24 protein-coding genes and 1 tRNA gene are annotated in these 25,330 nt (G+C 43.3%); 13 read left to right on the forward strand and 12 right to left on the reverse strand.

Annotation, left to right across the window (positions count from 1 at the left end; genetic code table 11):
• The 8 genes from E7Z59_RS15335 to E7Z59_RS13745 all read left to right on the forward strand — a co-directional run.
• Window positions 1-655: hypothetical protein (locus tag E7Z59_RS15335; protein WP_168731311.1), on the forward strand; the 655-nt coding region annotated here is incomplete at its 5' end.
• Window positions 656-668: 13 nt separating this feature from the next.
• Window positions 669-2,663 carry an Ig-like domain-containing protein gene (locus E7Z59_RS13715; protein WP_136336932.1) on the forward strand — a complete coding sequence of 665 codons (1,995 nt, stop codon included), beginning with the start codon at window positions 669-671 and terminating at the stop codon, window positions 2,661-2,663.
• A gap of 11 nt (window positions 2,664-2,674) precedes the next feature.
• The gene (locus tag E7Z59_RS13720; RefSeq protein ID WP_449421217.1) at window positions 2,675-3,637 is read left to right on the forward strand and encodes a PorP/SprF family type IX secretion system membrane protein; all 963 of its coding nucleotides are present in this window, start codon (window positions 2,675-2,677) and stop codon (window positions 3,635-3,637) included.
• Between the two features lie 455 nt (window positions 3,638-4,092).
• Complete coding sequence (idi, locus tag E7Z59_RS13725; RefSeq protein ID WP_136336933.1) at window positions 4,093-4,626, forward strand: isopentenyl-diphosphate Delta-isomerase; 534 nt, start codon at window positions 4,093-4,095, stop codon at window positions 4,624-4,626.
• On the forward strand, window positions 4,623-5,033 hold the full coding sequence (locus tag E7Z59_RS13730) for a 6-pyruvoyl trahydropterin synthase family protein (protein WP_136336934.1): 411 nt from the start codon (window positions 4,623-4,625) through the stop codon (window positions 5,031-5,033). Before idi ends, E7Z59_RS13730 begins: the two co-directional genes overlap by 4 nt.
• 46 nt (window positions 5,034-5,079) lie before the next feature.
• Window positions 5,080-6,048, forward strand: coding sequence for a type I phosphomannose isomerase catalytic subunit (locus tag E7Z59_RS13735; protein ID WP_136336935.1), 969 nt, complete (start codon window positions 5,080-5,082; stop codon window positions 6,046-6,048).
• Between the two features lie 43 nt (window positions 6,049-6,091).
• On the forward strand, window positions 6,092-6,361 hold the full coding sequence (locus E7Z59_RS13740; protein ID WP_136336936.1) for a hypothetical protein: 270 nt from the start codon (window positions 6,092-6,094) through the stop codon (window positions 6,359-6,361).
• Between the two features lie 56 nt (window positions 6,362-6,417).
• Window positions 6,418-6,491, forward strand: a tRNA-Thr gene (locus E7Z59_RS13745).
• A gap of 100 nt (window positions 6,492-6,591) precedes the next feature.
• On the opposite strand, the gene E7Z59_RS13750 is transcribed toward E7Z59_RS13745, so the two are convergent.
• The 5 genes from E7Z59_RS13750 to E7Z59_RS13770 form a co-directional block, all read right to left on the reverse strand.
• Entirely contained in the window at window positions 6,592-7,347 is a 756-nt protein-coding gene (locus E7Z59_RS13750) for a DUF4369 domain-containing protein (protein WP_136336937.1), read from the reverse strand.
• Between the two features lie 49 nt (window positions 7,348-7,396).
• Window positions 7,397-8,662, reverse strand: a complete 1,266-nt coding sequence (locus E7Z59_RS13755) for a DUF819 family protein (protein WP_136336938.1) — start codon at window positions 8,660-8,662, stop codon at window positions 7,397-7,399.
• Between the two features lie 86 nt (window positions 8,663-8,748).
• Window positions 8,749-10,614 carry a M61 family metallopeptidase gene (locus tag E7Z59_RS13760; protein ID WP_136336939.1) on the reverse strand — a complete coding sequence of 622 codons (1,866 nt, stop codon included), beginning with the start codon at window positions 10,612-10,614 and terminating at the stop codon, window positions 8,749-8,751.
• A gap of 42 nt (window positions 10,615-10,656) precedes the next feature.
• A complete protein-coding gene (locus tag E7Z59_RS13765; RefSeq protein WP_136336940.1) occupies window positions 10,657-11,481 on the reverse strand; it encodes an HAD family hydrolase in 825 nt (274 codons plus the stop codon).
• A 1-nt stretch (window position 11,482) separates the two neighbouring features.
• Window positions 11,483-12,799, reverse strand: coding sequence for a serine hydrolase domain-containing protein (locus E7Z59_RS13770; RefSeq protein WP_168731312.1), 1,317 nt, complete (start codon window positions 12,797-12,799; stop codon window positions 11,483-11,485).
• Window positions 12,800-12,909: 110 nt separating this feature from the next.
• Here E7Z59_RS13770 and E7Z59_RS13775 point away from each other — a divergent pair, with 110 nt between their 5' ends.
• Window positions 12,910-13,695 (forward strand): S1/P1 nuclease, encoded by a 786-nt coding sequence (locus tag E7Z59_RS13775; protein WP_136336942.1) that lies wholly within the window; start codon window positions 12,910-12,912, stop codon window positions 13,693-13,695.
• Between the two features lie 33 nt (window positions 13,696-13,728).
• Here E7Z59_RS13775 and E7Z59_RS13780 read toward each other — a convergent pair whose 3' ends face one another.
• Window positions 13,729-14,598 carry an AraC family transcriptional regulator gene (locus E7Z59_RS13780; protein WP_136336943.1) on the reverse strand — a complete coding sequence of 290 codons (870 nt, stop codon included), beginning with the start codon at window positions 14,596-14,598 and terminating at the stop codon, window positions 13,729-13,731.
• Window positions 14,599-14,759: 161 nt separating this feature from the next.
• Here E7Z59_RS13780 and E7Z59_RS13785 point away from each other — a divergent pair, with 161 nt between their 5' ends.
• Window positions 14,760-15,182, forward strand: coding sequence for a hypothetical protein (locus E7Z59_RS13785; RefSeq protein WP_136336944.1), 423 nt, complete (start codon window positions 14,760-14,762; stop codon window positions 15,180-15,182).
• 1,586 nt (window positions 15,183-16,768) lie between these two features.
• Here E7Z59_RS13785 and E7Z59_RS13790 read toward each other — a convergent pair.
• On the reverse strand, window positions 16,769-17,365 hold the full coding sequence (locus tag E7Z59_RS13790; RefSeq protein ID WP_136336945.1) for an alpha-ketoglutarate-dependent dioxygenase AlkB family protein: 597 nt from the start codon (window positions 17,363-17,365) through the stop codon (window positions 16,769-16,771).
• Window positions 17,362-18,240, reverse strand: a complete 879-nt coding sequence (locus E7Z59_RS13795; RefSeq protein WP_136336946.1) for an AraC family transcriptional regulator — start codon at window positions 18,238-18,240, stop codon at window positions 17,362-17,364. Before E7Z59_RS13795 ends, E7Z59_RS13790 begins: the two co-directional genes overlap by 4 nt.
• Window positions 18,241-18,451: 211 nt before the next feature.
• Here E7Z59_RS13795 and E7Z59_RS13800 point away from each other — a divergent pair, with 211 nt between their 5' ends.
• Window positions 18,452-18,859, forward strand: a complete 408-nt coding sequence (locus E7Z59_RS13800; protein WP_211089741.1) for a hypothetical protein — start codon at window positions 18,452-18,454, stop codon at window positions 18,857-18,859.
• Between the two features lie 71 nt (window positions 18,860-18,930).
• Here E7Z59_RS13800 and E7Z59_RS13805 read toward each other — a convergent pair whose 3' ends face one another.
• From E7Z59_RS13805 to htpG, 4 genes are all read right to left on the reverse strand, one after another.
• Window positions 18,931-19,281, reverse strand: coding sequence for a DoxX family protein (locus E7Z59_RS13805; protein ID WP_136336948.1), 351 nt, complete (start codon window positions 19,279-19,281; stop codon window positions 18,931-18,933).
• 47 nt (window positions 19,282-19,328) lie between these two features.
• Window positions 19,329-19,745: a hypothetical protein gene (locus tag E7Z59_RS13810; RefSeq protein WP_136336949.1), complete on the reverse strand. Its 417-nt coding sequence runs from the start codon at window positions 19,743-19,745 to the stop codon at window positions 19,329-19,331.
• 44 nt (window positions 19,746-19,789) lie between these two features.
• Window positions 19,790-20,614, reverse strand: coding sequence for a hypothetical protein (locus E7Z59_RS13815; RefSeq protein WP_136336950.1), 825 nt, complete (start codon window positions 20,612-20,614; stop codon window positions 19,790-19,792).
• 96 nt (window positions 20,615-20,710) lie between these two features.
• Entirely contained in the window at window positions 20,711-22,606 is a 1,896-nt protein-coding gene (gene htpG / locus E7Z59_RS13820) for a molecular chaperone HtpG (RefSeq protein ID WP_136336951.1), read from the reverse strand.
• A gap of 653 nt (window positions 22,607-23,259) precedes the next feature.
• Here htpG and E7Z59_RS13825 point away from each other — a divergent pair.
• Together E7Z59_RS13825 and E7Z59_RS13830 are read left to right on the forward strand one after the other, a co-directional pair.
• The gene (locus tag E7Z59_RS13825; protein WP_136336952.1) at window positions 23,260-23,928 is read left to right on the forward strand and encodes a TetR family transcriptional regulator C-terminal domain-containing protein; all 669 of its coding nucleotides are present in this window, start codon (window positions 23,260-23,262) and stop codon (window positions 23,926-23,928) included.
• Window positions 23,929-23,943: 15 nt separating this feature from the next.
• Window positions 23,944-25,251: an ABC1 kinase family protein gene (locus E7Z59_RS13830; protein WP_136336953.1), complete on the forward strand. Its 1,308-nt coding sequence runs from the start codon at window positions 23,944-23,946 to the stop codon at window positions 25,249-25,251.
• Window positions 25,252-25,330: the final 79 nt, after the last annotated feature.

The raw sequence follows: 25,330 nt of genomic DNA on the forward strand, positions 1-25,330 counted from the left end.
TGATGCGATCACGGCATCGGATCAGGTTGTGGTGAGTACCGATGCGAATAATGATGTTATCGCCGGAGTTGATGGCGGAGCCTATTATGATGATCCAGATGCGGATGCAACCAACGAGATCCAGGATATTACTACTGATGGTTCGGCGGGTAATTTGAGTTTATCGAGTGGCAGTACTCTTACATTGAATGTAGATGATGCGGATGCAGATCCGACCAATGAAATACAAACAGCAGGAACGGTAAATCTGGATGCTAATCTAGACGTCGATGGCGATGGCACGAATGAAACTAACGTTCAAGATGCCTTAGCTGATATAACCAAAGTAACTTCAATTGCTGGGAGAATATTTTACCCACCCTCGATTGCCATCGAAGCACCTTCAGCAGGATATACAGGATCTTATAATTTACACGCAGAGTACGTAGCTCAATTTGGTAGTCCTCTAGTGCGAAGTGATGTTGGAGGGGCAAATGAGGCTCCCGCATCTATCCCTACCTACGGGGCTAATGAGTTGTACTACTATGTCACTTATTATGACTCAAGTGTATTTAGTTCTATAACTATTGATGCTAGTGGAAACATGCAATATACTATAGCAGCTCCACCAGCAGACTACAACGCTCTCATCAACGTCGTATTCGTTGTAAAATAACCCCGATCTCTACATGACCCCGACTACAACCACATATACGAGATCATTCAAGGCAGGCGCTCTGTTGTTCATGCTGCTGTTGGCCTCCATGGCTCATGCGCAGTTTGTGCTGCACCCCGCCGATACCATAACCACCTCTAACCATCGTTGGTATGAGACCGATGAGAACGGGATGAACTTTCTGGGCAATGGTAAAACACTGGAGGTATTTACCCCCGGGATATATCATGCTGTATACGACGGTACCCTCTGTGGGAAGAATGCCACCAGTTACTTTGTGGTAACCTGGTGCGGAACACCCGATGACCAGGTGACCCTGGATATTTCCAGCAGTGTGCCTACGGGGGCTACGGTAAGCTGGATACCTGACCTGGGTAATTCTACCCAACCCACGGTGACCGCCCTCTATGGTTTAAATAATCAGGTAACCTATACCCCCACGGTGAACTACCTGAACAATCTGAAGAAGTTGCCATCCTTTACTGTGATCTGCCTGCAGAAACCCTTTGTGCTTGTAGACGATCTGGTAACTACTGATGAGGATGTTCCGGTAGATATCCCCATGCTGAATAACGATATCGATATCCCCGATGTGGGGGTGATCGGGAATACCAACCCGGCCAATGGACAAGTAGTCATTAATGACGGGGGTACCCCAATGGACCCCAGCGATGATACTTTTACCTATACCCCGAGTCCCGGGTATTACGGACCGGATAGTTTTACCTATACCCTCACCGTGATCAATTCTGACGGGAGTGTACTGGAGGAAACCGCGACCATTAATATCATCGTTAATAACGTAAACGACGTGCCGGTGGCTGTAGACGATTTTGTCTCTACCGAGGCCGGGGTACCTGTTCCTGTAAATATGTTAGGTAACGACTATGATCCTGATGGAGACCCCCTAACGGTGATCAATATCACGCAGCCCGGTAATGGTGTAGTAACCAGTGATGGAAACGGGAATTTTACCTATACACCTAATGACGGATTTACCGGTAGTGATGTCTTTACCTATACCATCTCTGATGGTAATGGAGGTAGTGATGCTGCCTATGTAACCATTGCTGTGACACCACCTGATGTGGTGATCAGAGACTATGCGGTAGACGATGAAACCATTATCGAGGAGGATACATTTGCGACCCTTGTTGTACTGGCCAATGATAATATCCCGGCAGATGCAACCGAAGTGATCATCTCAGACGTAGAACAACCGCTTACAGCCACCGTGGTGGTGAATGCCGATAATACGATCACGGTAACTCCTGAACCTGATTTCGTGGGTACCCTTATCATCGGATACGAGATCATGGTAACCACCCCAGGTGAAGTATCGGTGAGCCAGGCAGTTATGATCATTGAGGTGACCCCTGTTCAAGACGTAGTGGATGATGCCATTTCGGTGAACTCCTTTGATCCGCAACCGGTGGTGATCACTATTTTGGATAATGACACCTTTAACCCGGCTACCGATGTGGTGGTGGTAAATATTGCCGATCCGAATATGGGAACCATGACCATCAATAATGATGGTACGGTGACCTTCCTTGTAGATGAAGGGGCTACCGGTAATGAGGTGGTGACCTATACTGTGAGTGTGATCCATTCTGATGGAACCACCAATAATGAACAGGGTAGTATTCAGATCAACGCCTATAATGAAGGAGAAAGAGAAGATCCGCCTGTAGAAGAGGATGAAGATGTGTATGTACACCAGCTGATGACCCCGAATGGTGACGGACAAAACGATTTCCTTCGAATTTACGGCATCGAGAATTATCCTGATAACACGGTAATGATCTTTAACAGATGGGGTGTTAAGGTATTTGAAACCAATGGCTATGATAATGCTCTCAATGTGTTCAGGGGTATTTCTGAAGGTAGAATGACCATCAGCAAGAACAGTATGCTGCCGGCAGGAACCTATTACTATACCCTTAACTATAAAACTAACAGCGGAAGTAGTAAGCGCCTTGCAGGGTTCTTCTATATAAATAATTAAGGATGGACAGAATGCGTATGACACTCATGAAATATTCGACCTTGTTACTGCTCTCTTTGATCTTTTCCATCGAGCTCAGCGCCCAGCAGGATGCACAGTACACCCAGTATATGTATAATACCGTCAGTGTGAATCCGGCCTATGCCGGAAGTCGCGGACTCATGAGTATTACCGGGTTGTACCGCAACCAATGGCTCGGGTTGGACGGAGCTCCTGAGAGTCAGACACTGAACGTGCATACCCCCCTGAAACGAAGTAAGTTCGGGGTGGGGCTGTCATTGATCAACGACCGAATCGGGAACGGGGTGAACCAGCAAACCTGGCTGGATGGAGTAGTGTCGTATACAGTGCAAACCTCTTATGAAGGAAAACTCTCTTTCGGATTGAAGGTAGGAGGGAGCTTATTGAACATCGATTTCTCACGCCTGAACCAATACCAGGATGTGGAGTTTACCGCTGCCGATAATATCGAGAATAAGTTTTCGCCCAATATCGGGGCAGGCATCTATTATCACGACAGGAATTATTATGTAGGACTGTCGGTTCCGAATATCCTTCAAACAGAATTCTTCGCTGATTCGAATAACAGTAATACCGATGTGTCGTCTTTTGTTTCAAAGTCGCGCATCAATTACTATCTGATCGGGGGATATGTATGGGAGATTGACTACAACTGGAAATTTAAGCCGGCCTTTTTGACCAAGGTCACTGCCGGAGCACCCCTGCAATTGGATCTCTCTGCCAATTTCATGTTTGACGATACCTTTACCATGGGGCTTGGCTACCGTTTGGATTCAGCCATTACGGCCCTGGTAGGGTGGCAGCTCAATCGTTCTCTGAACATCGGGCTCGCCTATGACCGCGAGATCACCCGCTTGGGAGGTACAGCCTTTAACAGTGGGTCTTTTGAGTTCTTCCTGAGATATGAGCTTAGCAGAAACTACAGCAGGGTGCAGACCCCGAGGTTTTTTTAGGGAGGTACGAGGGTACGAGGGTACGGAGGTAGGTTACTGGGTGACTAGGTGACTTGGTTACTGGGTTACATCTATATAAGGGCTTTTAACTAATAAGCCCTCATCCGCTTTGGCTTTACCAAAGCGCCTTCTCCCAAAGGGAGAAGGATTCATAATTTTATAAAACTCCAGTGTAATTGTAATCGTGAATCTCCTCCCTCTGGGAGGGGAGACCGTGCTGTAAGCACGGAGGGGAGGGCTTATTAACGAAGGGCTCCTGATCAAAGGGCTTCTTACTATGAAGCCTATTTAAAAATTGTCATTACTTATCACAACCGGCAGATCGCGAGGTTTACTTTGTAAACCTCGCGAAGACGATTAAATTGAACCTAGTACCCTCGTACCCTCGTACCTTCGTTACCTTTTTAAGATTTCCTTAATTCATAATTCCTGCTGAAAGTGTATTTTTACTTTCTATGAAAGAAGAAAAAGTTATACTGGTTAACGAACAAGATGAGCCCATCGGCACCATGGAAAAGATCGAGGCCCATGAAAAAGCATTACTGCACCGTGCCTTCTCGGTTTTTGTCTTTAACGACAAAGGAGAGACCATGATACAACAACGCGCCCTGCACAAATACCATTCTCCCGGACTATGGACCAATACCTGCTGCAGTCATCAACGGGTAGGGGAGTCGAATATCGAAGCCGGAAAGCGACGCCTGATGGAAGAGATGGGCTTTACGGTTAACGACCTGGAAGAGGTGTTCTCCTTTATCTACAAGGCGCCGTTTGACAACGGACTTACCGAGCATGAATTAGATCATGTCATGGTAGGTAAATACAATGGAGAGCCTGATATCAATCCTGATGAAGTAGCTTCCTGGAAATGGGTGACCCTTGAGAGCATCAAAGAAGGTATGCAGAAGAACCCTGAACAATATACCGCCTGGTTCAAGATCATCTTCGAAAAGTTCTACGACCATATCAATAAAAATAAATTGGTATGAGGGTAAAGGTCAGCAGAAAGGCACATTTCAATGCCGCTCACCGCTTATATAGAAAAGACTGGAGTTTTGAAAAAAACGAGCAGGTGTTCGGGAAGTGTAATAATCCGCATTATCACGGACATAACTACGAGCTTATTGCCAGTGTTTCCGGACCGATAGATCCGGAGACCGGATTTGTGATCGATGTAAAGGTTCTGAAAGACCTGATCAAAGCCGAGGTAGAGGATTATATGGATCATAAAAACCTCAATGAAGAGGTGGAAGAGTTTAAAACCCTCAATCCAACGGCAGAAAACATTGCAGTGGTGATCTATAACCGTCTGAAACCCCATCTCAAGGCCGATCTTGACCTGGAAGTAGTGCTCTATGAAACCCCGAGGAATTTTGTCACTTATAGCGGTGAGTAGTATCTTGCAGCTGGAAAGCCACTCCTAATATTTACAGACACCCATCATGACGCTTTATCCCCTGAAATTCACCCCCATTATTAAAGACTACCTTTGGGGAGGCTCCCGGTTGAAAGAGGTGCTTCATAAGGAGGTAAGTACCGATACGGCTGCCGAGAGTTGGGAGGTTTCAGGAGTTGATGATAATGTTTCCATAGTAAAGGAGGGAAGCCTGAAAGGGAAAGACTTAAGATGGCTCATACAACACTTCAAAGGCGACCTGCTCGGACACCGTGTGTACAAAAAGTTCGGAAATGACTTTCCCGTATTGGTAAAATTTATTGATGCGGAAAGAGATCTGTCGGTACAATTACACCCCAACGATGAGCTGGCCAAAAAACGACATAATTCCTTCGGAAAAACGGAGATGTGGTATATCATGCAGGCCGAAGCCGATGCCCGCCTGATCATTGGATTTAACAAAAACCTTACCCCTGAAGAATTTAAGTCGAGACTGAAAGAAGGGAGCTTAATGCAATTACTCAATTGTGAAAAAGTAGTTCCCGGCGATACCTTTTATATCCATACCGGAAGGGTGCATGCCATAGGCAGCGGGATCCTGTTGGCAGAAATACAGCAGACCTCCAATATCACCTATCGCATTTTTGATTACAATAGAAAGGATAAGGACGGGAACACCCGCGAATCACATACTGAACTTGCGATGGAGGCCATAGATTATTCCTGTGAAGATGACTTCAGAATTGCATACGATCAGGATCCTGACAGGGTCAACCAAATGGTGGATTGTCCTTACTTTATAACCAACTATCTTCATATAACCCGCCCACTTCAAATGGAGGTGTCGCAAAGGGATTCATTTCATATTTATATCTGTACAGAGGGAGAAGCGGTCTTCGTGACTTCAAGCGGTAGGTACCCTCTGAGCATGGGCGAAACCCTGTTGGTGCCGGCCTGTATAGGCGCGTTCGAGATCCGTGGTACCGAGGCAAAATTTTTAGAGGTGCATCTCTAATTTAGTTACCTTTGCCATAATACAAACTACAAAAAAGACTACCATGGCAAGTATCAGAGACCTTAAAAAGGATATCAATTACGTGTTGGGAGATATTATCGAAGCGGTATATATCTGGGAACTCACAGCAGATAACAAAGACGCTCAAAAAGGTGATGCGATCATTGATGAGACCATCGAACACTTTGACAGGCTGATCGCCAAGGTGAACGACAAGTCTGTTGAAAACCGTTCCAAGCACCTGAGCGAGGTCAATAAGGAGCTGGAAGAAGTAGCCAACGGACTGGTAGAAAAACTGAATAAACTTTCGTGAAAATAAATTTGCAGTTTTCAGCTGCAGTGTTATTTTTGCATCCGAAATATTGAGCGGCCGATGTAGCTCAGCTGGCTAGAGCAGCTGATTTGTAATCAGCAGGTCGTGGGTTCGAGTCCCTCCATCGGCTCAGTAAAAACCTCCCAAACGGGAGGTTTTTTTTATGGTATAAAAAAAAGCACTTCTGAATGAAGTGCTTTTTTTGTTTTATGTACAGATCGTATTATTCCTTACGGCTGACTCTCAGCTTCCTTGCTGCTGCTTTCATCTTTAGCGGCAGTGTCTTCCTGCTTCTTAACCTCTTCAACGAATTCAGCCAGGGCTTTTCCGTATTTAGAGTTTGCCACCTCAGGTGCGATAGCGTTATTGATAGAGTCAAGATACTTAGTGGTAAGTCCGCTTAGCTCTGTAAGGGTTACATAAGGGGCTACATAAGAGTCTTTGTTATTGAAAACAAAGTTCAGGGTGTAGAGGTAACCTCTTTGTCCGTTCTTATTAATAGCAGTATTCAGGGAATCTGCCAGGTCCAGCTTTCCTTCTTTTCCTGCTTCAAAGCTTTGTTTGATCAGGTCGAGGTTCTTCTCAGAGAACTGGGTTTTCATCCCCTTAAACTCCGCGTATTTTTCGTGAGATGCCGACCCCTCTATCTTCGCCTCTGCAGCAAAGAAATCGTGGGTGGTATTAATGGTGATGGCTCCGGCCTCTCCGAAGAATTCCAATTGATCGTTCATGTCATTCCCGTCGGCCTTGTCGAGGTAGAGGTAGAACATCTCCGGACTTTCCAGGGTCGTGCTGAACTGAAAGCTGGGGTCGCCATTGATTACTAAAGAATCAAGGGTTACCATCGTCGTATCATCAACCTTTTGAAAATAAAGGGTTCCTTTTTTTAATCCATCAATAGTTCCCTGAACCGTCATCGTATCCTTTTGTTCAGAGCAGGAGATCATTAGCAATCCGCATAAAAGCGAGGCAAAAAGTCTTGGCATAGTATTAAAATTTAGATCGGGCAAATATTATAAAAACTATCAAATATTACTAGAGGGTTGATGCAATTTCCATGAGATAGGCACAGAAAAGAGCGGCATAGGTTCCTACCACGTAGCCAAATACCGCTAAAAGCACACCAACGGTGGCCAGTGAAGGGTGAAATGCTGCTGCCACCACAGGAGCAGAAGCTGCTCCTCCTACATTGGCCTGGCTTCCTACCGCCAGGAAGAAGAAAGGCGCTTTAATGAGCTTGGCCACTCCGATAAGCAGGAGGGCGTGAATACTGATCCACACCAATCCGACCACGATCAGCCCCGGGTTTTCCAATACCTTACTCAGGTCCATCTTCATTCCGATGGTGGCTACCAGTACATAGATGAACACAGATCCGAGCTTACTGGCTCCGGCGCCCTCGTATTCTCTTGCCTTGGTGAAGCTCAGAATAATACCCAACAAAGTGGCAATAGAGATCATCCAGAAGAATTGAGACCCGAAAGAGGCCAGGGCACTGGTTTTGTCTTGTACCGCGGCTACATTTTCGGTAAGCCATCCGGATATGCCATTGGCTCCCCAATGGGCAATACCAACGGTTACAAAGGCTATGCTGAGCATGATCATCAGGTCTGAAAGACTTGGATTTTTGCTGACACTCTCGGTGAACTTGATCACCTTTTGTTTTAGGGATTCTATGGCCGAATCGTCGGCCCTGAACCAATTGTCGATCGCCTTGTTTTTTCCTATCCCCAGTAGAATGATGGCCATCCATACATTAGCAACCACAATATCTACAAGTACCATACCCCCGTATTTTTCAGGGTTGTATTTAAAGATCTCCAGCATGGCGGCCTGGTTGGCACCTCCACCGATCCAGCTTCCCGCTATGGTAGCAAGCCCTCTCCAGATCGCATCAAAACCGGTGCCGCCAAGGGTTTCGGGTGAAACGGCAGCCACAATTAAGACCGCTATGGGGCCTCCTATAACAATACCCAGGGTTCCGGTAAGGAACATGATCAGTGCCTTTGGCCCTAAATTAAAAACGGCCTTCAGGTCCAGACTCAGGGTCATCAATACCAGGGAGGCCGGAAGTAAATACCGGCTGGCCATAAAATACAGGTTAGAGGTCTCGTCAGAGATAATACCTGCAGAGGTAAAGATAGCCGGCAGCAAATAACACATAAGCAGGGCCGGAACGAATTTGTAAAAGGAATTCCAAAACCCGGAAGTCTTGGAAGAAGTGAAAAAAACAAATCCAAGGCATAACGCCAGGATACCAAATACGATAGTATCGTCGGTGATCAGGGGTGCTTGTTCCATAAGTAGTTCATTATTCGCGGGAAAATACAAAAACCCATAAAAAAAACAGGAGTGCGGACTCCTGTTTTTTGGTTTTTATAGGTTTTTTATCCTTTCAGCCAGGCCTCTCGCAGGGCATCCATTTCAGGAGTCGGGGTTTCCATGGTGATAATGCGTTTTTCCTGAATAACAGGAGGTGCCACGGTACCCTCTATGGTCATGAGCTCCCCATCTCTTTCGATCCCGATGCTGATCGCGTCACCCTCTTTCCATCGAATTGATTTCACCAACATGTCCTGGGAGTTTTCAAGGGTATATTCAGTGCCGTTGATGCTTTTGATGATATCACCAGATTCTAACCCCAGTTCTGTAAAGAAAGAGCCGAGGGGCATTTCTCTAACAAAGATCTCCCCTGTGGGTTTTGCATCAATAAAAGGTATTTCATAGGTTTTAAACAGGTAGGAGGGAGTGGTTACCACCACATCTGTAAGACTAAGCCCTACTTTGTTCAGGTATACTTCATAAGGAATAGGTTCTCCTCCTTTAACATGTGTATTGATAAAGGCCTCCACCTCAGGGTAGGTCAGGGCTGTGATCTTGTCAAAGAGTTTATCATCTTTAAAAGGCTGTTCTGTACCGTATTCAGCGGCCAGGGCTTTCATCAGGTCAAGAATACCTCTTTCTCCGTTACTCTGTTCACGAATAATAATATCGATACACATGCCTATCAATGCCCCCTTCTGATATACGTTAGCGTAATTTTCTTTATAAGGATCGTCGAGAATATTTGCGCTCATGGTCGTAAAAGACATGGTATCATCATAGCGTTCAGCAAAGGAGATCTTTTCATGTATTTTCTCATAGAACCTGGCCTCACTGATCAGGCCCTGGTTGATCTGAAATAGTTGGGCAAAATATTCGGTAACCCCTTCGTACATCCACAGATGCTGCGACATTTCCGGGTTGTTGTAATTAAAATAATGCACCTCTTCTGAATGAATAGACAGGGGGGTTACAATATGAAAGAATTCGTGAGCAACCACATCGATCATGGATTCCATAAGATCTTCTTTTGCCATGGTTTCCGGAAGAACTACCGTGGTTGATGTATGGTGTTCCAGGGCTCCAAATCCTTTCGGAGAGGTCTCAGAGATATCACTCAGGTATAGAAGAATATTATATTTCTCTGTAGTATTCAGGTCGCCCAAAAAACTTTTTTGTGCCCGCATCATCAATTCCATTTCTCTTTTTAGACTGAGGGCCGAATACACGTTATTCGGGGAGTACACCGATAAGGTTACCTCAATGTCATCTATTGTGAAGGTCTCCAGGTCGGGCTTTGCATACATGACCGGGTTGTCGGTAACTTCAAAATATCTGGTGGCGTAAAATTGATCGCGGGTCGGATCATTATTTTTTGGTGATTCTACGGCAGTGAGAGAGGTAGTTGCTACAAATTCTGCAGGCTTTTGAAAGGTAATGCTATAGGGCTGACGATCTAATCCTTCGAAATATCCAATGATCATATGAAGATTCAGGAAATAGTTCTTTCCTTCTTCTATATTGGTGCCTGCAGGCGAAAATACCGGTTCTTCCATTTCCCACTCAGAATCGAAAGTATCATTCACGTAATATTCAATTCTGTCGAGTTCTTTTCCGTTAGAGATCTCCCATTGATTAGGCCCGGCCTGGCTGACAGGTAGTGTGTTTCCGTTGTAATCAAAGGCCTTAAGTTCTTCGGTGTATTGCCCGTAATTGTCTATGGAATAGGTGCCCGGTACGGTTTTGGGAATCATGAAAACAACGGTCTCTGTTGAGAACCTGCCCGGATCTATACCAACCTTGATGCGGTCATTGCTGACGTTTACAAGGTCAACGATAGCCTTGACCGGAACGTCATCGGCCATGTCGTTAAACTTAGGAGAACAGGAAAGTATCATGATCGCAGGGATCATGAAAAAGAACTTATTCATGAGGGAGGATTTTGAATTCACTTCAGATTAAGATTTTGCTAATTACGATAACTGTCCGGAAATCTCCTGTAGAAATCGACCTACACCATCTTCTTTGTGATGTGTGGTGATTTTATTGGCTACTTCCTTGAGTTCTTCCCGGGCATTGGCTACGGCCACGCCCATGCCAACGGCCCTGATCATTTCGATATCGTTGTAATTGTCGCCAAAGGCAATGGCCTGTTCAAGGCTGATATCGTTGCCCATGGCCTCTAAAAGAAGGTTAATTCCGGTGAGTTTAGAAACCCTCCGGTCTGCTATTTCCAGGTAGGTGTCTTTGGAGCGGTAAAGATGGAGGGTGTCTGTGCAGGTGTCGCCCAGAAATTCTACAATACGGTCTATCTGTTCAGGGTCTCCCATGCACATAACCTTATGGGCGCCTTTCTTTTCTTTTTCCCATTTGTCTAGTGTGGCTTTATTGCTGAGTATTTCGGGGGTTACCCGGGTGTTGTTCTCTTCCCGTCTCGCCCAGTGGTCCATAGCGTTTACTGTCCATTCATCACCATGATACAGGCTGATATGAATGGGTTCGCTTGCACTTTCATTAAATCCGACAAGCCGGTCCAGGGTTTCAACGGGGATCTCGGTAGAGTGGATCACCTGTTCGCGGTGAAGTACAAGAGCTCCGTTGTAGGCGATCATTGATTGTCCGCGATCGTCAAGCTGATCCTGAAAATAGGTCATTTGCCGCGGCATGCGTGAAGAAACAAGAATAAAAGGTAATTGGCTTTTTATCTTTTTTATCTGGGCTTCAGTGAATTCAGAGATCGTACGATCACTGTTCAATAAGGTGCCGTCAATATCGCTGAAAATGATCTTGTAATTCATGTCAGTTCAATTTAATGAACATCACCTCTTTCCCGTTATCGTTTAGGGTTACTCCCACTACGCGATCCTGGTGATCTCTTTCAAAGTCAAGATGCGCTTTGAGACCTTCATAAAAGAAACAATGCTCTCCCATAAAATGCAAAGATACAGTATCTTCCTTGTGGATACTCCTTAATTCTCCTTCATTAACCTGCAGCTCCAACTCCAGGCCAAGAGCTTCGTTGATATAATACCCTTCATAAGAGGAAAGCTCAACAGGATCTATGGCTATTTCCCGGTAGGGTCTCAGTGGATTTTCTTCCGGACTCAACAAGTATAAGCCCAGGTCTGAGATATCGGCGCCGTCAGTGTTGGTGGCAAGGGCAATAACTTTCTTATGTTTCCGGTCGATAGCCAAAAACGTATTAAAGCCGGGGTAATGGCCGGCGTGATAAAGATTGCCCTGGTGGTCTTTGAGCCACCCCAGGCCCGTATTGATACCGATCTCAGAAACAAAATGCGTTTTAGTGGTCAAGGCCACCACCTCGCTCTGCCCGGGAGGAGGTGACTGTATAAATTTACCGTAGGCAAGTAAGTCTGTTATGCTGGCCGCCCAAAGCATAGACTCGCTCTTGATGTAGGGTATCTCAGCGTTTGATGCCTTTATGCCTAAAGCCAATTGGGCAGATGTTTCTCCTTCTTTCAGGTATTTGAACTTTAAGGCCGATCCGTCAAGGATTTCCTCAAAAAGTAGGTTGGCATAGGTGCTGCCCATGGCGGTACTCATGCTTTCGGCGGCCAGTCCCATGGCCCAGTCTGAATAGCTGAATACTTCACCGGCAGCGTAAGGAGAAATTTCCTCCACTTGATCATTGTTTTCAAGTGCTTTCCAACTTGCTGTTGAAGAAAGGATAAAGGCGGTTTCGTCTTCAATACCGCTTTTATAAGCCAGGATGTCTTGTAAAGTGATCGCCTTTCCCTGAAGATCGGTCAGGTCGGGATAATCATCAGAAAGTTGAGAAATGGGTTGAAAAATATCAATGTATTTGGCCTTGTGTAATTCTGCCGCTAACAGCCCGGTAAGGGTGTTTCCCAGACTGCCAAGACGATAGAGGGTATTTGCAGTGGCAGCCTTTTTATTCAAGGGATCTGCATGACCCTCAACAACTATTTGGGTGCCCGTTTCATCATAAACAGCGAGCGCTATGGAAGGATTGAGTCCGGTGGAAATGCGATTTCGGATCTCCTTTTTGATCGATTCCGGTATTTGAGAGAAGCCATCAGTAAAGAAGGCAAGGAATACCGCTAAAAAAAGAATACGTTGATGAAAGGGTTTCAATGGGGTTTGATTTTGGCGTTTAAAGGTATGAATTTTGATGCTTTATTTTGCCCCCGGGGAAGGCATTTTTATCCCTTTTGTTTCCTTATTTTTATCTAAAACCAAAGTGCATGAATCAATTAACTTCCTTATTGTTTAGTATACTGATATTCACCACCGTTCAGGTTTTCGCAGATGATTGGGGCAAAACCGGACATCGCGTAACAGCAGCAGTGGCAGATCGGTACCTGACCGAGGCAAGCCGGGAAAAAATAAGAGAACTTTTACAAGGACAATCGCTGGAGCTGGTTTCTAATTATGCCGATGATATCAAATCTGACAGTCGTTTTGATCATCTCGATCCATGGCATTATGTCAACTTTCCCTTAGGGGAAAAATATAAGGATGAGAAGGCCGCTAAAGGAGGAGATATCGTTCAGGCTATTGAAAAATGTATCGAAGTATTGAAGGATCCCGGGTCGACAAGAGACGATAAAGAATTCTACCTGAAATTACTGGTACATTTTATAGGAGACCTTCATCAACCTTTACACATAGGAAGGGCCGATGATCGTGGCGGAAATAACATTCAGTTGCGCTGGTTTTCCCGGGGTAGTAATCTTCACCGGGTGTGGGATACACAAATGGTTGAGCAATTTGGCATGAGCTATTCTGAACTCAGTGATAACCTGCCGGTCGTTGACCCCCGCCAAATAAAGGAGATCATGATGGGCGATTATAATGATTGGATGTATGATACCCGCAAGCTCACTGAATCTGTTTATGGATCGGTACGAGTAGGAGAGAAACTGGGGTATCGGTATATGTATGATCACTTTGACAGCCTTCGGTGGCAGCTGCTTAAAGGAGGTATACGGCTGGCATCTCTCCTGAACGAGATCTTTGATCCTGCCTGAGGAAGCAGGTAAAAACAGAGGAGTCTCAAGGGTTTAAGATTTTAACAAATGTCCGTAGGTCTCTCTATACTCTTTTGGAGTTTTATCATGCTTCTTTTTAAAGGTCTTGGTGAAATGACTTTCATCGTTAAACCCAAGCTGGAAGGCGATCTCAGAAATGGGGGCAGAGGTATTCTTTAGCCGGAATTCTGCGATCAGTATCTTGTAGTTAAGTATGTATTGCCGTATACTTTCTCCGGTTTCTTTTTTGAAGAAATTATTTATGTAGTTGGGCGACATATTAAAGGTTTCTGCCAGGTTTTCTATCTTCATTAACTCCGTATCATAAATATGCTGGCGTACATAAGAGAGGATCTCATCGGCCTTGTTAATGTATACCGTTGGCATGGCCTGGCCTTCGGTTTGATAACGGGTAATAATATTCCTGGCAATGATACTTAATATGGTGGTAACGATATTGGTCATGATCGTCCAGTAAAATTCTCTTTCTTCCTTGAATTCTTTTACGATCATATCTTTTGCGAACCAGACGATCTTTCGGTCTTCTTCATTATCAATGGCATCTCCCGGAAGAATATTCGGATGGTGAAGAATGTGCTCAATGCGCTCCAGCCAGTCGGTGCGGTCAGGTAAGCGGTTTTTACTGGAGAAGAATAATTCGGTAAACCGGATCTCGGTGAACTTTGTTTTAGTCTTCATTTCAAAACTGTGCTGGTCTTCCGGTGCCATCAGGAATACACACCCTTTTTCATAGGGCACCTTTGTGTTGTTTATAATATGAATTCCCGTGCCCTCATCGATGAAGATGAGTTCAAAAAAATTCTGCTTATGTGGGGTTTCCTCCCAGGTGTCTGTTTCTCTCTCGTTTACGATGAAGGCATTGTGCAAATTGATGCGAGCCATAATGAATACTTTGTTTAAAAATATTAAGGGAAGATTTGCGGGTGTTAAGATGTTGTTATTCAGTTTTATAACTGAAGAGATTGCAAAAATATCACGTTTTTTTACAAGTATTAAAGACAAAGGTATTTATAATTTCGCGTGGCTGAAAATCAGAGAATTAGATGTTTGAAAAGGTTTGGTGTTATACTGCAGTTTGGAGAAGGCTTTTTATAGTGGCATTGTTGCTGCATGCGGGCTTTAATATCTTGTTCTTTGATAATTATATCAGCCTTTGGGAAACCGCCTTGTTTAAAATAGAACTTTTTGATAGTTCTCTATTCTATTATTTTATTAACTACCTGCCTGTGCTCGAGTTGAGCCTGGGGTTACTATTGCTTTTCGGGTACATAAGAAAGATAATTCTGGGCGTTGCCTTTTATATTTTTTTGATAGGAGGTTATTACGCCCTGGACAGTAATCAACTGTTGAGTTTCCTGGTCTGGTTCTCCCTGGCTTTCTTTAGCTTATTTGTCCTTTTCGGACACTATTATAAAACTTGCGACGATAAAAAAGATGCATACAATATACCTACAGGAGGTGTGTGATGCAGGTCAGCCCTAAACGGCTGCATCCTGGATCCTGCTATGTTCATTTGATTTTTTAAGTTGGTTGGTTGAACAGGGGTGCATGTCACCCCTGTTTTTTTTTGCTACTAGTTTTCTGACAATAATAACAGAATTCACTGCTTTGCTGTGAAGTCCTAATCTAACATGCTGATAATCAAAATATTAACTTGTTAAAATTTAGTGCATTTAATCGATTTTTGTTGTCGTTTTATCTATGCACCCTATATTTGTACCGGTTGTGAAAGCAACACAGGATCGCCGAAAGAGTAGTGAAGTGATCTGTAGAAAGTTCTGAAAATTAACGAATTATATATGGCTTAACCTACCGGCAGTATTACCGATCGTAGCCCCCTAAACACGATTAGTACTGCCGGACCATGCTATTGATGGAAAAAGAATAAGGCCGTTGAATTACAAGCGGCCTTTTTCCTATCCAAAATGCACAGAACTACCGGCAGCCAGCCGTAGCTTCATAAGCCTTTAAAGTAAAGATTGTGTTTTACCGTAAACAGTATTCTGTTTAAGAATGGGTTTACGAAACTTCTTTAAGAAGTGAAACAAACATGGTTTTGATTGTTTATATTTTAAGTGAGTTATTCAAAAAGGTCATATAATGTATGGCCTTTGTTGTTTTTAAAAAATACTCAAACAACTCTTAAACATCTGGTAATGACTATTTTATGCTTGTTTTTTACCGGTATAAATGAACGCTTATAACGTATTTTTGCACCGTTCATAATGAGAGTGTTGGTAGATCTTTACCAAAATTATTTACCACTCCACGAAGGGTGGTTACAAGTTTTCATAATTGATTTTTTAAGTTGGTTGGTTGATGATAAAGGAGCTGCACTGCAGCTCCTTTTTTTATAGATATTTTTTCGTTAGTCTGCTTCAGTTGGATTTCTTCTGAAGGGTAATGATGTACCTTCTGCTCTCCGAAGTCTGTGACTTCGGAGTATTATATACACCTGGAATTGGCTACTCTTTAAGTCAGGTCTCAAGACCTGTAATATAGGATTGATCCTGGTCAGGAGACCAGAACATTAGTTCCACGAAGTCACAGACTTCGCGGAGCTATCTATAAGAAGCAGCGCTTCGTTTATTCCATCAGTGGTAAAGCGTAGAGATATAATTAGTTACGTAAGATTCTTCCAGATTCAATCACAGGCGTCACCTCGAGTGATCCTGCTCCGAAGGATCGTATCGAGAGGCTGATAATTCTGAATTGTTCTCGATACACCACGCCTTAGGCGTGGCACCTGTCTGCCGAAGGCAGGCCTGTTTGCCGACAGGCAAGCTCGAACTGACAATACGGGGTTTCTCCTTATAAAAACAGATCGACTATATGATCATGATAATCAATTAGTTATCTGTGTAAAATAGAAGATTTATGCTGTTTTTATACAAGTGCGGACCTTCCAAGAGGTTGTATTTTTGCACTGTTGAAAATCAAGGGGTTACAATAGTAGCCTCACGAAGGTTAAGAGGTTTTTTCATAATTGATTATTTATTTTATTGGTTGGTTAGTGTTTTAAGGGATCAGGAAGCTGATCCCTTTTTTGTGCTTACAGGATATTCCTGAAAGTCAGATTAATTCGCGGTTGCATTGGTTTTTTACTTTTCGGGAGTTGGTGCTGCCAATGATGCTGAGTGGTTCCTTTCATCAACAATAAACTGCCATCTTCCAGAACGATCCTTTTTTTTAGGTGGCGGTCTGTTTTATGACGAAAATGAAATATCCGGTCTTGTCCGAAACTTATGGAAGCAATGCTGGGGTTTTTACCCAATTCTTTTTCGTCGTCGGCATGCCATCCGTTAGAATCATTGCCGTTCCTGTATAGGTTCAACAAGCAACTGCTAAAGGACTCTTTAAGCTCTTCCTGTAGTTTTGAATGGATCTGCTGCAAGGCAGGGGTAAAAGGTTCCGGATATAGGGTAAGTCCGGAATAGGTATAGGGATTAGAATTAATGGCGTGAAGCGCAGTCAACCTGGGCTGATCGATCCACTTGCCAAACATACGTACCTTATCGGCCTTCCATGGAATATGTTGTAATAACTCCAGGTAATATGCCTTTGATGCTTCGGTTGAAAAAAAGCGGGGATAATACCAAACTTCGGCATCAGGCATGTCAAGCTGATATGGAGGCGTGGGCAGGGTCATTCAGCAGAGATGACTTGTTTTAGGGTATTGCGATATTCTGAGGGTGTTTTACCGGTAAATTTTTTAAAGCTTTTGTTGAAATACGAGAAATTGTTGAAACCACTTTCAAAGGCGATCTCGGTGATGCTCATGGAATTCTCTGAAAGCAGTTTGGAGGCGTGTACCAATCTGTATTCGTTGACAAAAGAAGTAAAGGTCTTTCCGGATACCTTCTTGAAATACCTGCAAAAGGAAGGGGTGGTCATTCCTGCCATTCCTGCCATATCTTCCAGCACAATGGCTTCCTGAAAATGGGTCTTAACATGATTAAAAATACGATTGATACGCTCGTTATCTTCCAGATTGGCCTGCATTGAGTACCCGGAGGCATTCAGCAGCTGGTATTCTTCAGAAAGCTGAAGATCATTCAGAATAGAAAGTAAACCCAGGAATCGATCAAACCCCTCCAGATCAACAAGTTTTTGAATTCGAGCCCCTATTCGGGTCTTGGTTTTTCCGGTAAAGGCCAGTCCTGATTTACTGCGTTCTATCAGCATGCGAATCTGTTGCATTTCCGGCTTGTTTGCCGTGAGACTTTCAATAAATTCCGGTTGAAACTGGATCACGATCTCACTTTTATTACCAGTGAACTTGTCGGTGAAACCACAATGCGGCAGATTAGAGCCAATAAGAATGAGGTCGCCATGTGTGAAATGTGAAATATGGCTCCCTATCTGCCTTTTTCCCGACCCTCCGTTCACATATACCAATTCGATCTCCGGATGGTAATGCCAATAATAGGTATTGTGACTCTTATTCTTATCAAACTTGACCAGGGTAAAAGAACTACCGAAGGAAGGGTTTATATGTTCCCGTGCAGGTTTTATTAGACTCATACTTCATGTTTTCTATTAAAAATACAACTGCCTATCTGCACAAAGATAATCAGAATTACCCAAAAAATGTTCTATTTTAACCTGGTACAGTTCTAAGAAAACGTTTGAGGTTAAAATAGGATATATATCGGAAAACATGGCCGTAGTGAATGGCACTGATGCATGGTAGTTTTGGAGTGTTCATAAAGTTTAACCTTTAAAACACACAATGATGAAAAAGACAATCAAAATCAGTGCAGCCCTTTTGTTAATGGTATTAACAGGAACCGCTACCTTAAGTGCTAAAGAGATCTCCAATAGTACCTCTTCTTTTGAATCTGTAAATCCTGTAAATGATAAAGAGAAAAAGAATAGTAAGGAGGCCGAAGAAAACCGTGCCGGAGCACCATATTTCAGGTATGCCGGTAATCAGGTAAGTATGAATCTGCTTAACCTTGATCGCAACCCGGTTCATGTACAGATCCTGGATAAACGGAACAGAGTGCTATTTACCGAGGTGATCAAAGGTGAGAACACTATTGGAAAACAATTTGATTTTTCAGATGTTTCTGATGGTATTTATACCATTATCATTAAGGACTGTGAGAACCAGTTCATTAAAAAGGTAGAGAAATACTAAATAGAAAGAACATCTAAAATAAAAAAAAAGGAGGGCATCGGCCCTCCTTTTTTTATTGGGGGTAGAGCCTGTTAATAATAGGAATAGGCCCAATACATGAGCACTAGCTGCAACGGTATGCGGAGCCATAACAGCCATCTTGGAAAGATCTTACGGAATTTCTGATCATACAACATATAGATATGAACCGGGAGGAAAAGGATCAACATGAGAATGATGCCGGTTATGGCCATAGGTTTCCAGGAGGGTAAAAGAAGAAGTATGCCCAGATAGCATTCCAGAACTCCGGTCAGGTAGACCAGAAGTAATTTATGAGGAAATCGTGGAGGTATAATAGGGATATACCATTTACTTTTCAGAAAGTGCATGATGCCTGCAGAGATGTAGAGCAGGGCCATAAGGTAAAGGTGCCATGGATTCATAAGTATAGTTTACAGGGTGGGGATAGCCTCAGGGAGTCACGGAATTATTATTTAACGGTATTTTTTTCGCTCTTTAGATATTCCAGCTTTCGAAACCTTACGGCTTCCCAATCGTCATTGACCTTTAATTTTTTGACAGCCTCAAAACAATTGCGGTTTAAGGGGGTCCAGCCGTATTCATCGGTAATATCGGTGTAAAGTCGCTCAGAGCGTTTGCGTGGGTGGGCGATCCATAGCACAGCATCTTCTTTGAGCTTATGAAGTACGGTTTGTAATTGGTTCTCCAACTCTTCTATGGTGGTTACGAAGATCAGGGCAAATTCGATCTTACTGATCTGTATCACCGACTCATAGATCTCAATATCTACCAAAGCAGCAAGTTCTTCACTGAAGCCTTCGGGTTCATTGATCACCAGGATGGCATCCTGTTTTTCCAACTTGAGTTTTTGAAACAAGGTTTTCATGGAATAAAGTTACAAAAATCCCTATCCAACTCCTTGTAAATCTGCTACATATTGATCGCTTTTGCGTTTTTCGGTTTTGAGAAAATCGAGTCGTGAAGCGTACTGAATTTAAGGTTCTTCAATTTTGCTTCTCCGAGTTGTTCTCCCAGGCCTGACTCCTTATTCCAATTGTGAAAGGTCCATCGGGTTGCCACAGGAATACCTTCCACATCCTGATAATCATGGTAGCAAATGGCATGGGCATTGGCCTCGGCCTCTTCCGGATCTTTGCCGCCAAAGGTTACAATATAACCTGCTGTGTGTATAAGACCGTTTTCGGGATCGTAGTATACCACATACCAATCGTCAGGAGCATCTCCTGTACCTGATTTAAAACTGAGCCTACCGGCTGGCAGCTCCAGAGAGTCACTTAGTTTTAAGGTTTCCAGGTCTTCCCATTGGGTGCCCGGATCATTGAGCTTGTAAGGCAGGGCAAAGAAATATTGCCAGGTAAACATGTCAAAACGAGCCCCCTTGTCATTGGCGTCTGCAGGAGTGAGATAGACCTGTTTTCCATCAAAAACCAATGAGGAGCCATCTACTTTGTCGATCCGGATTCCTGAAGAGTTGGTGTTAGTGTAAAGCGTACCATCAAGACGGTCGTTTCCTCCAAAATTCAGGTCGATATCAAATTGAAAAACCTGCTGTTTAAGAAACTCTTCGGTTTGGTGCCCCTCGTTCATGGGCTCCGTAAAAGGATGAATATCAGATTTTTTTGTAGCGACCTTTTGAAGTTGGTCCATGACCTTTTTGTTGTTTTCCTTTGCGTTTTCGTTGCAGGAGATCAGGAGCATAACAAAAGGTAATAGATGAAAAATGTAAGCTTTCATTGTGGTTGGTTTTGTCTTTTAGACGGAGATCAGACATTAAATTACAAAAAAAGCCGCTTCGGTCGGAAGCGGCTTTTCACAGAGAGATCGTTCAGATCATTTTATAAGGTCATAACTTCTTTTAACAAAGTTGGTAAGTTCTTCTCCTTTTAAAAGACCTTGAGACAGTCGGGCCAGGTCAAGCGATTGTTTTATAAGTCGCTCTTTCTTGGCATCGGTCTTAGTGGTCAGGATCTTATTTACCAGGTCGTGATTGGTATTCACTACCAGGTTGTAGATTTCAGGCATATTGCCCATTCCAAACATGCCTCCTCCTCCGGTAGCACTCATTTCTTTCATTCTTCGCATGAACTCCGGTTGGGTGATCACAAAGGGAGAAGCGTTACTGTCTAAAGCTTCCAGCTGTACTGTGAATTTTTCCTGAGGAATTACCTTTTCCAACTGTTCTTTCAGGGTAGTTTTCTCCTCTTCACTTAGTTTAGAGATCTGCTCTTCATCCTTCTTGATGAGGTTATCTAAAGAATCGGCATCTACCCTTGCAAAACTGATATTCTCTTTTGTCGTCTCTAATTTTTGCATCAGGTGCGATACAATAGGAGAGTCTAAAAGCAGTACCTCATAACCGCGATCTTTGGCCTCTGCAATATAGGGGTGTTGAGTCTCCTTATCAGATGCGTAAAGAATAACAAGCTTATTGTCTTTGTCGGTTTGCTTCTCTTTGATCTTCTCCTGCAGCTCTTCAAAAGTGAAATAACTGCCGTCAACAGTAGGGTAGAGGGCAAATTTATCGGCTTTCTCAAAGAACTTTTCTTCTGAAAGCATACCGTATTCAATAACCACCTTAATGTCGTTCCATTTTTTCTCAAAATCTTCCCTGTTCTCATTAAAGAGGCTTTTCAGTTTATCGGCCACCTTACGTGTTATATAGCTGGAGATCTTCTTCACATTGCCATCGGCTTGCAGGTATGATCTTGAAACGTTCAGCGGAATATCAGGAGAATCGATCACCCCTCTCAGCATGGTCAGGAATTCAGGTACAATCCCTTCTACATTGTCGGTTACGAATACCTGGTTCTGGTACAGCTGTATCTTGTCTTTCTGAATATTCAGATCGTTCGTAAGCTTAGGGAAGTATAATATTCCGGTAAGATTAAACGGATAATCTACATTCAGGTGGATATGAAACAGGGGTTCTTCGAATTGCATAGGATACAATTCCCGATAGAAATTCTTGTAATCTTCCTCCTGGAGGTCTGCAGGCTGCTTGGTCCATGCCGGTTCCGGATTGTTTACAATATTATCTACGGTAATGGTTTTCTCCTTTTTCTCTTCGCCTTCCTGCTCAGACCCTTCTTCAGCAACAGTTTCTTCCCTGGTTCCGAATTTGATCGGCACAGGCATAAACTTATTGTACTTTACCAGCAGTTCATTGATCCTTGACTCTTCAAGAAATTCTTCAGAATCGGCGTTGATATGAAGAATGATCTCCGTTCCTCTCTCGGTGCGGTCACTTTCCTCCAGGGTATATTTAGGCGAACCATCACAGCTCCAGTGTGCCGCAGGTTCTTCTTTATACGACTTAGTGATGATCTCTACCTTGTTGGCTACCATAAAAGCAGAGTAGAACCCTAATCCGAAATGACCGATAATGCCGCTTTCTTTGGCAGAATCCTTATATTTTTCCAGAAACTCCTCTGCACCTGAAAAGGCAACCTCATTGATATATTTCTTCACCTCTTCGGCAGTCATTCCCACTCCCTGGTCAAGAATATGCAGTTTTTTGCCTTCCTTATCTATTTTTACCTCGATGACCGGGTTGCCATAGGTTACTCCTTTAGCCTCGCCTATATTGGTAAGGTGCTTTAGCTTCAAGGTGGCGTCAGTGGCATTCGAGATCAGCTCTCTTAAAAAGATCTCATGGTCACTGTAGAGAAACTTTTTGATCAGCGGGAAAATATTTTCAACAGATACATTAATATTTCCGGTAGTCATAGTTGTAATTTTTAAAGTTCAATTGCCTGAGTGTTTCCAAAAAAAATACCAGAAGTAAAACATATGACAACATGTCACTGTAAGATATTTGAAAGCAGTATTCCCTATAAAGTAGGGTTTCCTTATTGCGAAGGAGCAAAGAAGCAAAGAAGCAAAGGAGGACCGAGCGTAGATAAAAATGTCCACTGGACATTTTTAGCGAAGGTGCCTGATAGCGCAGGGGATGCGCCGCTGCAAGCGAGAGTGGAAGGGGGTGTTAGCCAGATGGCTTATCCTGACAACCCACCCCGACTCGAGACCTTGTCTCGATCCACCCCTCCCTGACCAGGGCGGGGAGCCTCCATTTTTTAACTTTATTAAAACCCCTCTAAGAAAGGAGTTAAAGACGTTGTGAAATATTTAACAATAAAAAATGTTTAATACATTTGCATATAAGTTAAACATGAATTACTTTTACATTGTCATTATGGGAAACATTGCTATGAAAACATAAATGTGACATTATTCCTGTAATTGGTTTGTTTATTTATTGGTTAGGTTGTTTGGAGAACGCGCTTTGCTAGAGGCGCGTTTTCTATTTTAGGGTGTTAATGTTGTTTAAAGTTTTAGGATAAAAGATAAACAAGTATTACATTTGGTTAAAAGTCAACACTATGACAGCAAAGAAAGCAAACACAAAAAAAAATACATCTGCTCAAGATATTTTAAGCTTTTACATGAATTGGGTGCTTGAACACAATCAAAAACCCGAGTCGGTATATCAGTTTTGTAAGGAGCTCGGTATAAACGAGGGTGATTTTTACCAGTATTATGCCTCGATCAACGCTCTCGAAAAAGGGGTTTGGAATGGGTTCTATGATAACGCCATGGGTATGCTGGAAAAAGACAGCGCTTTCGCGAACTACGGCAACAGGGAAAAATTATTGAGCTTTTACTACACCTTTGTAGAGTTATTGAATCTGAACCGGAGTTATGTCTTATTCGTCACCGATGAAGGTCAGGCCGGATTAAAGGATATGTCACAGCTAAAAGGCTTGCGAAGCAGAATTAAAACCTTTGCTAAGGGGCTCATTGAAGAGGCGAATGAAGATAAGAAGCTCAGAGTAAGTAAACGTTCACCGGAAGTATTTTCAGAAGGCGCCTGGTTACAATTGTTACTGATTGTAAAGTTCTGGCTGGAAGATGAGTCAGCCGGTTTCGAGAAAACAGATGTATTTATTGAAAAGTCGGTAAATACGGTGTTTGATCTGTTTGAAACCACCCCTATAGAAAAAGTATTGGATCTGGGTAAGTTCCTATGGCAGGAGCGTATGGCCCGGTAATGAAGAGCGATAATTATGAAGACCTTAGATCATATTCCCACCGGGAAAATAGAGCGCGCCGGTAAGCTGGTGTCAACCGGAGCCCGGGTAGGGAGTAATTACCTGAAGTATTATGCCGGAAAACTGGTTAATCCTGAATTGACCAGAGAGAAGCTCAATGAAGAAAATGCCGCTGATATTTATGACGGCTTGAAGTCCTTGAAAGGGAGCGCTCTCAAGGTGGCTCAGATGCTGAGTATGGAGAAGAATCTGCTTCCCAGAGCTTATGTTGAAAAATTTTCACTGGCGCAATTTTCGGTTCCTCCACTCTCTGCACCCTTGGTGAGACGTACGTTTAAGAGGTACCAGGGTAAATATCCTGAGGAGATCTTCGACAGTTTTAGTCGTGACTCCATCAATGCTGCCAGTATTGGGCAGGTGCATAAGGCTACTATTGAAGGCAAGGAGCTTGCAGTAAAAATACAGTATCCCGGAGTTGCCGATAGTGTTAAGAGTGATCTGGCCCTGGTAAAACCTTTCGCCATAAAGATGTTTAACCTGCAAGGAAAGGACTCGGATAAGTATTTTAAGGAGGTAGAAGATAAACTGCTGGAGGAGACCAATTATATCCTGGAGGTAGCCCAAAGTGAAGATATTACGGAGGCCTGTGCGAAGATAGAAGGCATGAGCTTTCCGAAATATTATAAAGAACTTTCCAGTGAGCGTATTATTACCATGGATTGGATGCATGGTACCCATCTCAGTGAATTTACAGCAAAAGAATTCAGCAGGGAAACGGGCGATAAGCTGGGGCAGGCCCTTTGGGATTTTTATATGTTCCAGATGCACGGACTGAGAAAAGTGCATGCAGATCCGCATCCGGGTAATTTCCTGGTAAACGATAAGGAAGAACTGATCGCGATCGATTTTGGATGCATCAAGGAAGTGCCTGAAGAATTCTATGTGCCTTACTTTGAATTAGCGAAAAAAGAGAGTTTTGAAAATGAAGATGTCTTTAATGCCAAGTTGTATGAACTCGAGATTCTTACAGATACCGATTCAGAGCAAGAGCTGGAATTCTTTAAGGCGCTTTTTAAGGAAATGCTGGCCATTTTTACCTCTCCCTTCAATGCCGAAGAATTTGATTTTTCTGATGATACGTTTTGGAACAGCATTGCCGACCTGAGCGACAGATATTCGAATGATCCTCAGATCAGAAAAATGAATGGAAACAGGGGGTCTAAGCACTTTCTGTATATGAACAGAACCTTTTTCGGATTGTACAATTTGCTTCATGACCTCAAAGCCCGGGTGAAAGTAAATAACTATTTAAAATATTTGTGAATGGGTTGAATTCGATGTTCCCCCGAACAAAAAGGGAGTTTTCCATTTGGAAAACTCCCTTTATTATTAAGAACCTATT

The sequence above is a fragment of the Robertkochia marina genome, from assembly GCF_004799345.1.
Taxonomy (GTDB): Bacteria; Bacteroidota; Bacteroidia; order Flavobacteriales; family Flavobacteriaceae; genus Robertkochia; species Robertkochia marina.

Excerpts from the sequence above, each read along its gene's own strand:
- E7Z59_RS13715 (WP_136336932.1), top strand. The coding sequence starts at position 669 with ATGACCCCGACTACAACCACATATACGAGATCATTCAAGGCAGGCGCT.
- E7Z59_RS13720 (WP_449421217.1), top strand. The coding sequence starts at position 2,675 with ATGCGTATGACACTCATGAAATATTCGACCTTGTTACTGCTCTCTTTG.
- idi (WP_136336933.1), top strand. The coding sequence starts at position 4,093 with ATGAAAGAAGAAAAAGTTATACTGGTTAACGAACAAGATGAGCCCATC.
- E7Z59_RS13730 (WP_136336934.1), top strand. The coding sequence starts at position 4,623 with ATGAGGGTAAAGGTCAGCAGAAAGGCACATTTCAATGCCGCTCACCGC.
- E7Z59_RS13735 (WP_136336935.1), top strand. The coding sequence starts at position 5,080 with ATGACGCTTTATCCCCTGAAATTCACCCCCATTATTAAAGACTACCTT.
- E7Z59_RS13740 (WP_136336936.1), top strand. The coding sequence starts at position 6,092 with ATGGCAAGTATCAGAGACCTTAAAAAGGATATCAATTACGTGTTGGGA.
- E7Z59_RS13750 (WP_136336937.1), bottom strand. The coding sequence starts at position 7,347 with ATGCCAAGACTTTTTGCCTCGCTTTTATGCGGATTGCTAATGATCTCC.
- E7Z59_RS13755 (WP_136336938.1), bottom strand. The coding sequence starts at position 8,662 with ATGGAACAAGCACCCCTGATCACCGACGATACTATCGTATTTGGTATC.
- E7Z59_RS13760 (WP_136336939.1), bottom strand. The coding sequence starts at position 10,614 with ATGAATAAGTTCTTTTTCATGATCCCTGCGATCATGATACTTTCCTGT.
- E7Z59_RS13765 (WP_136336940.1), bottom strand. The coding sequence starts at position 11,481 with ATGAATTACAAGATCATTTTCAGCGATATTGACGGCACCTTATTGAAC.
- E7Z59_RS13775 (WP_136336942.1), top strand. The coding sequence starts at position 12,910 with ATGAATCAATTAACTTCCTTATTGTTTAGTATACTGATATTCACCACC.
- E7Z59_RS13780 (WP_136336943.1), bottom strand. The coding sequence starts at position 14,598 with ATGGCTCGCATCAATTTGCACAATGCCTTCATCGTAAACGAGAGAGAA.
- E7Z59_RS13785 (WP_136336944.1), top strand. The coding sequence starts at position 14,760 with ATGTTTGAAAAGGTTTGGTGTTATACTGCAGTTTGGAGAAGGCTTTTT.
- E7Z59_RS13790 (WP_136336945.1), bottom strand. The coding sequence starts at position 17,365 with ATGACCCTGCCCACGCCTCCATATCAGCTTGACATGCCTGATGCCGAA.
- E7Z59_RS13795 (WP_136336946.1), bottom strand. The coding sequence starts at position 18,240 with ATGAGTCTAATAAAACCTGCACGGGAACATATAAACCCTTCCTTCGGT.
- E7Z59_RS13800 (WP_211089741.1), top strand. The coding sequence starts at position 18,452 with ATGAAAAAGACAATCAAAATCAGTGCAGCCCTTTTGTTAATGGTATTA.
- E7Z59_RS13805 (WP_136336948.1), bottom strand. The coding sequence starts at position 19,281 with ATGAATCCATGGCACCTTTACCTTATGGCCCTGCTCTACATCTCTGCA.
- E7Z59_RS13810 (WP_136336949.1), bottom strand. The coding sequence starts at position 19,745 with ATGAAAACCTTGTTTCAAAAACTCAAGTTGGAAAAACAGGATGCCATC.
- E7Z59_RS13815 (WP_136336950.1), bottom strand. The coding sequence starts at position 20,614 with ATGAAAGCTTACATTTTTCATCTATTACCTTTTGTTATGCTCCTGATC.
- htpG (WP_136336951.1), bottom strand. The coding sequence starts at position 22,606 with ATGACTACCGGAAATATTAATGTATCTGTTGAAAATATTTTCCCGCTG.
- E7Z59_RS13825 (WP_136336952.1), top strand. The coding sequence starts at position 23,260 with ATGACAGCAAAGAAAGCAAACACAAAAAAAAATACATCTGCTCAAGAT.
- E7Z59_RS13830 (WP_136336953.1), top strand. The coding sequence starts at position 23,944 with ATGAAGACCTTAGATCATATTCCCACCGGGAAAATAGAGCGCGCCGGT.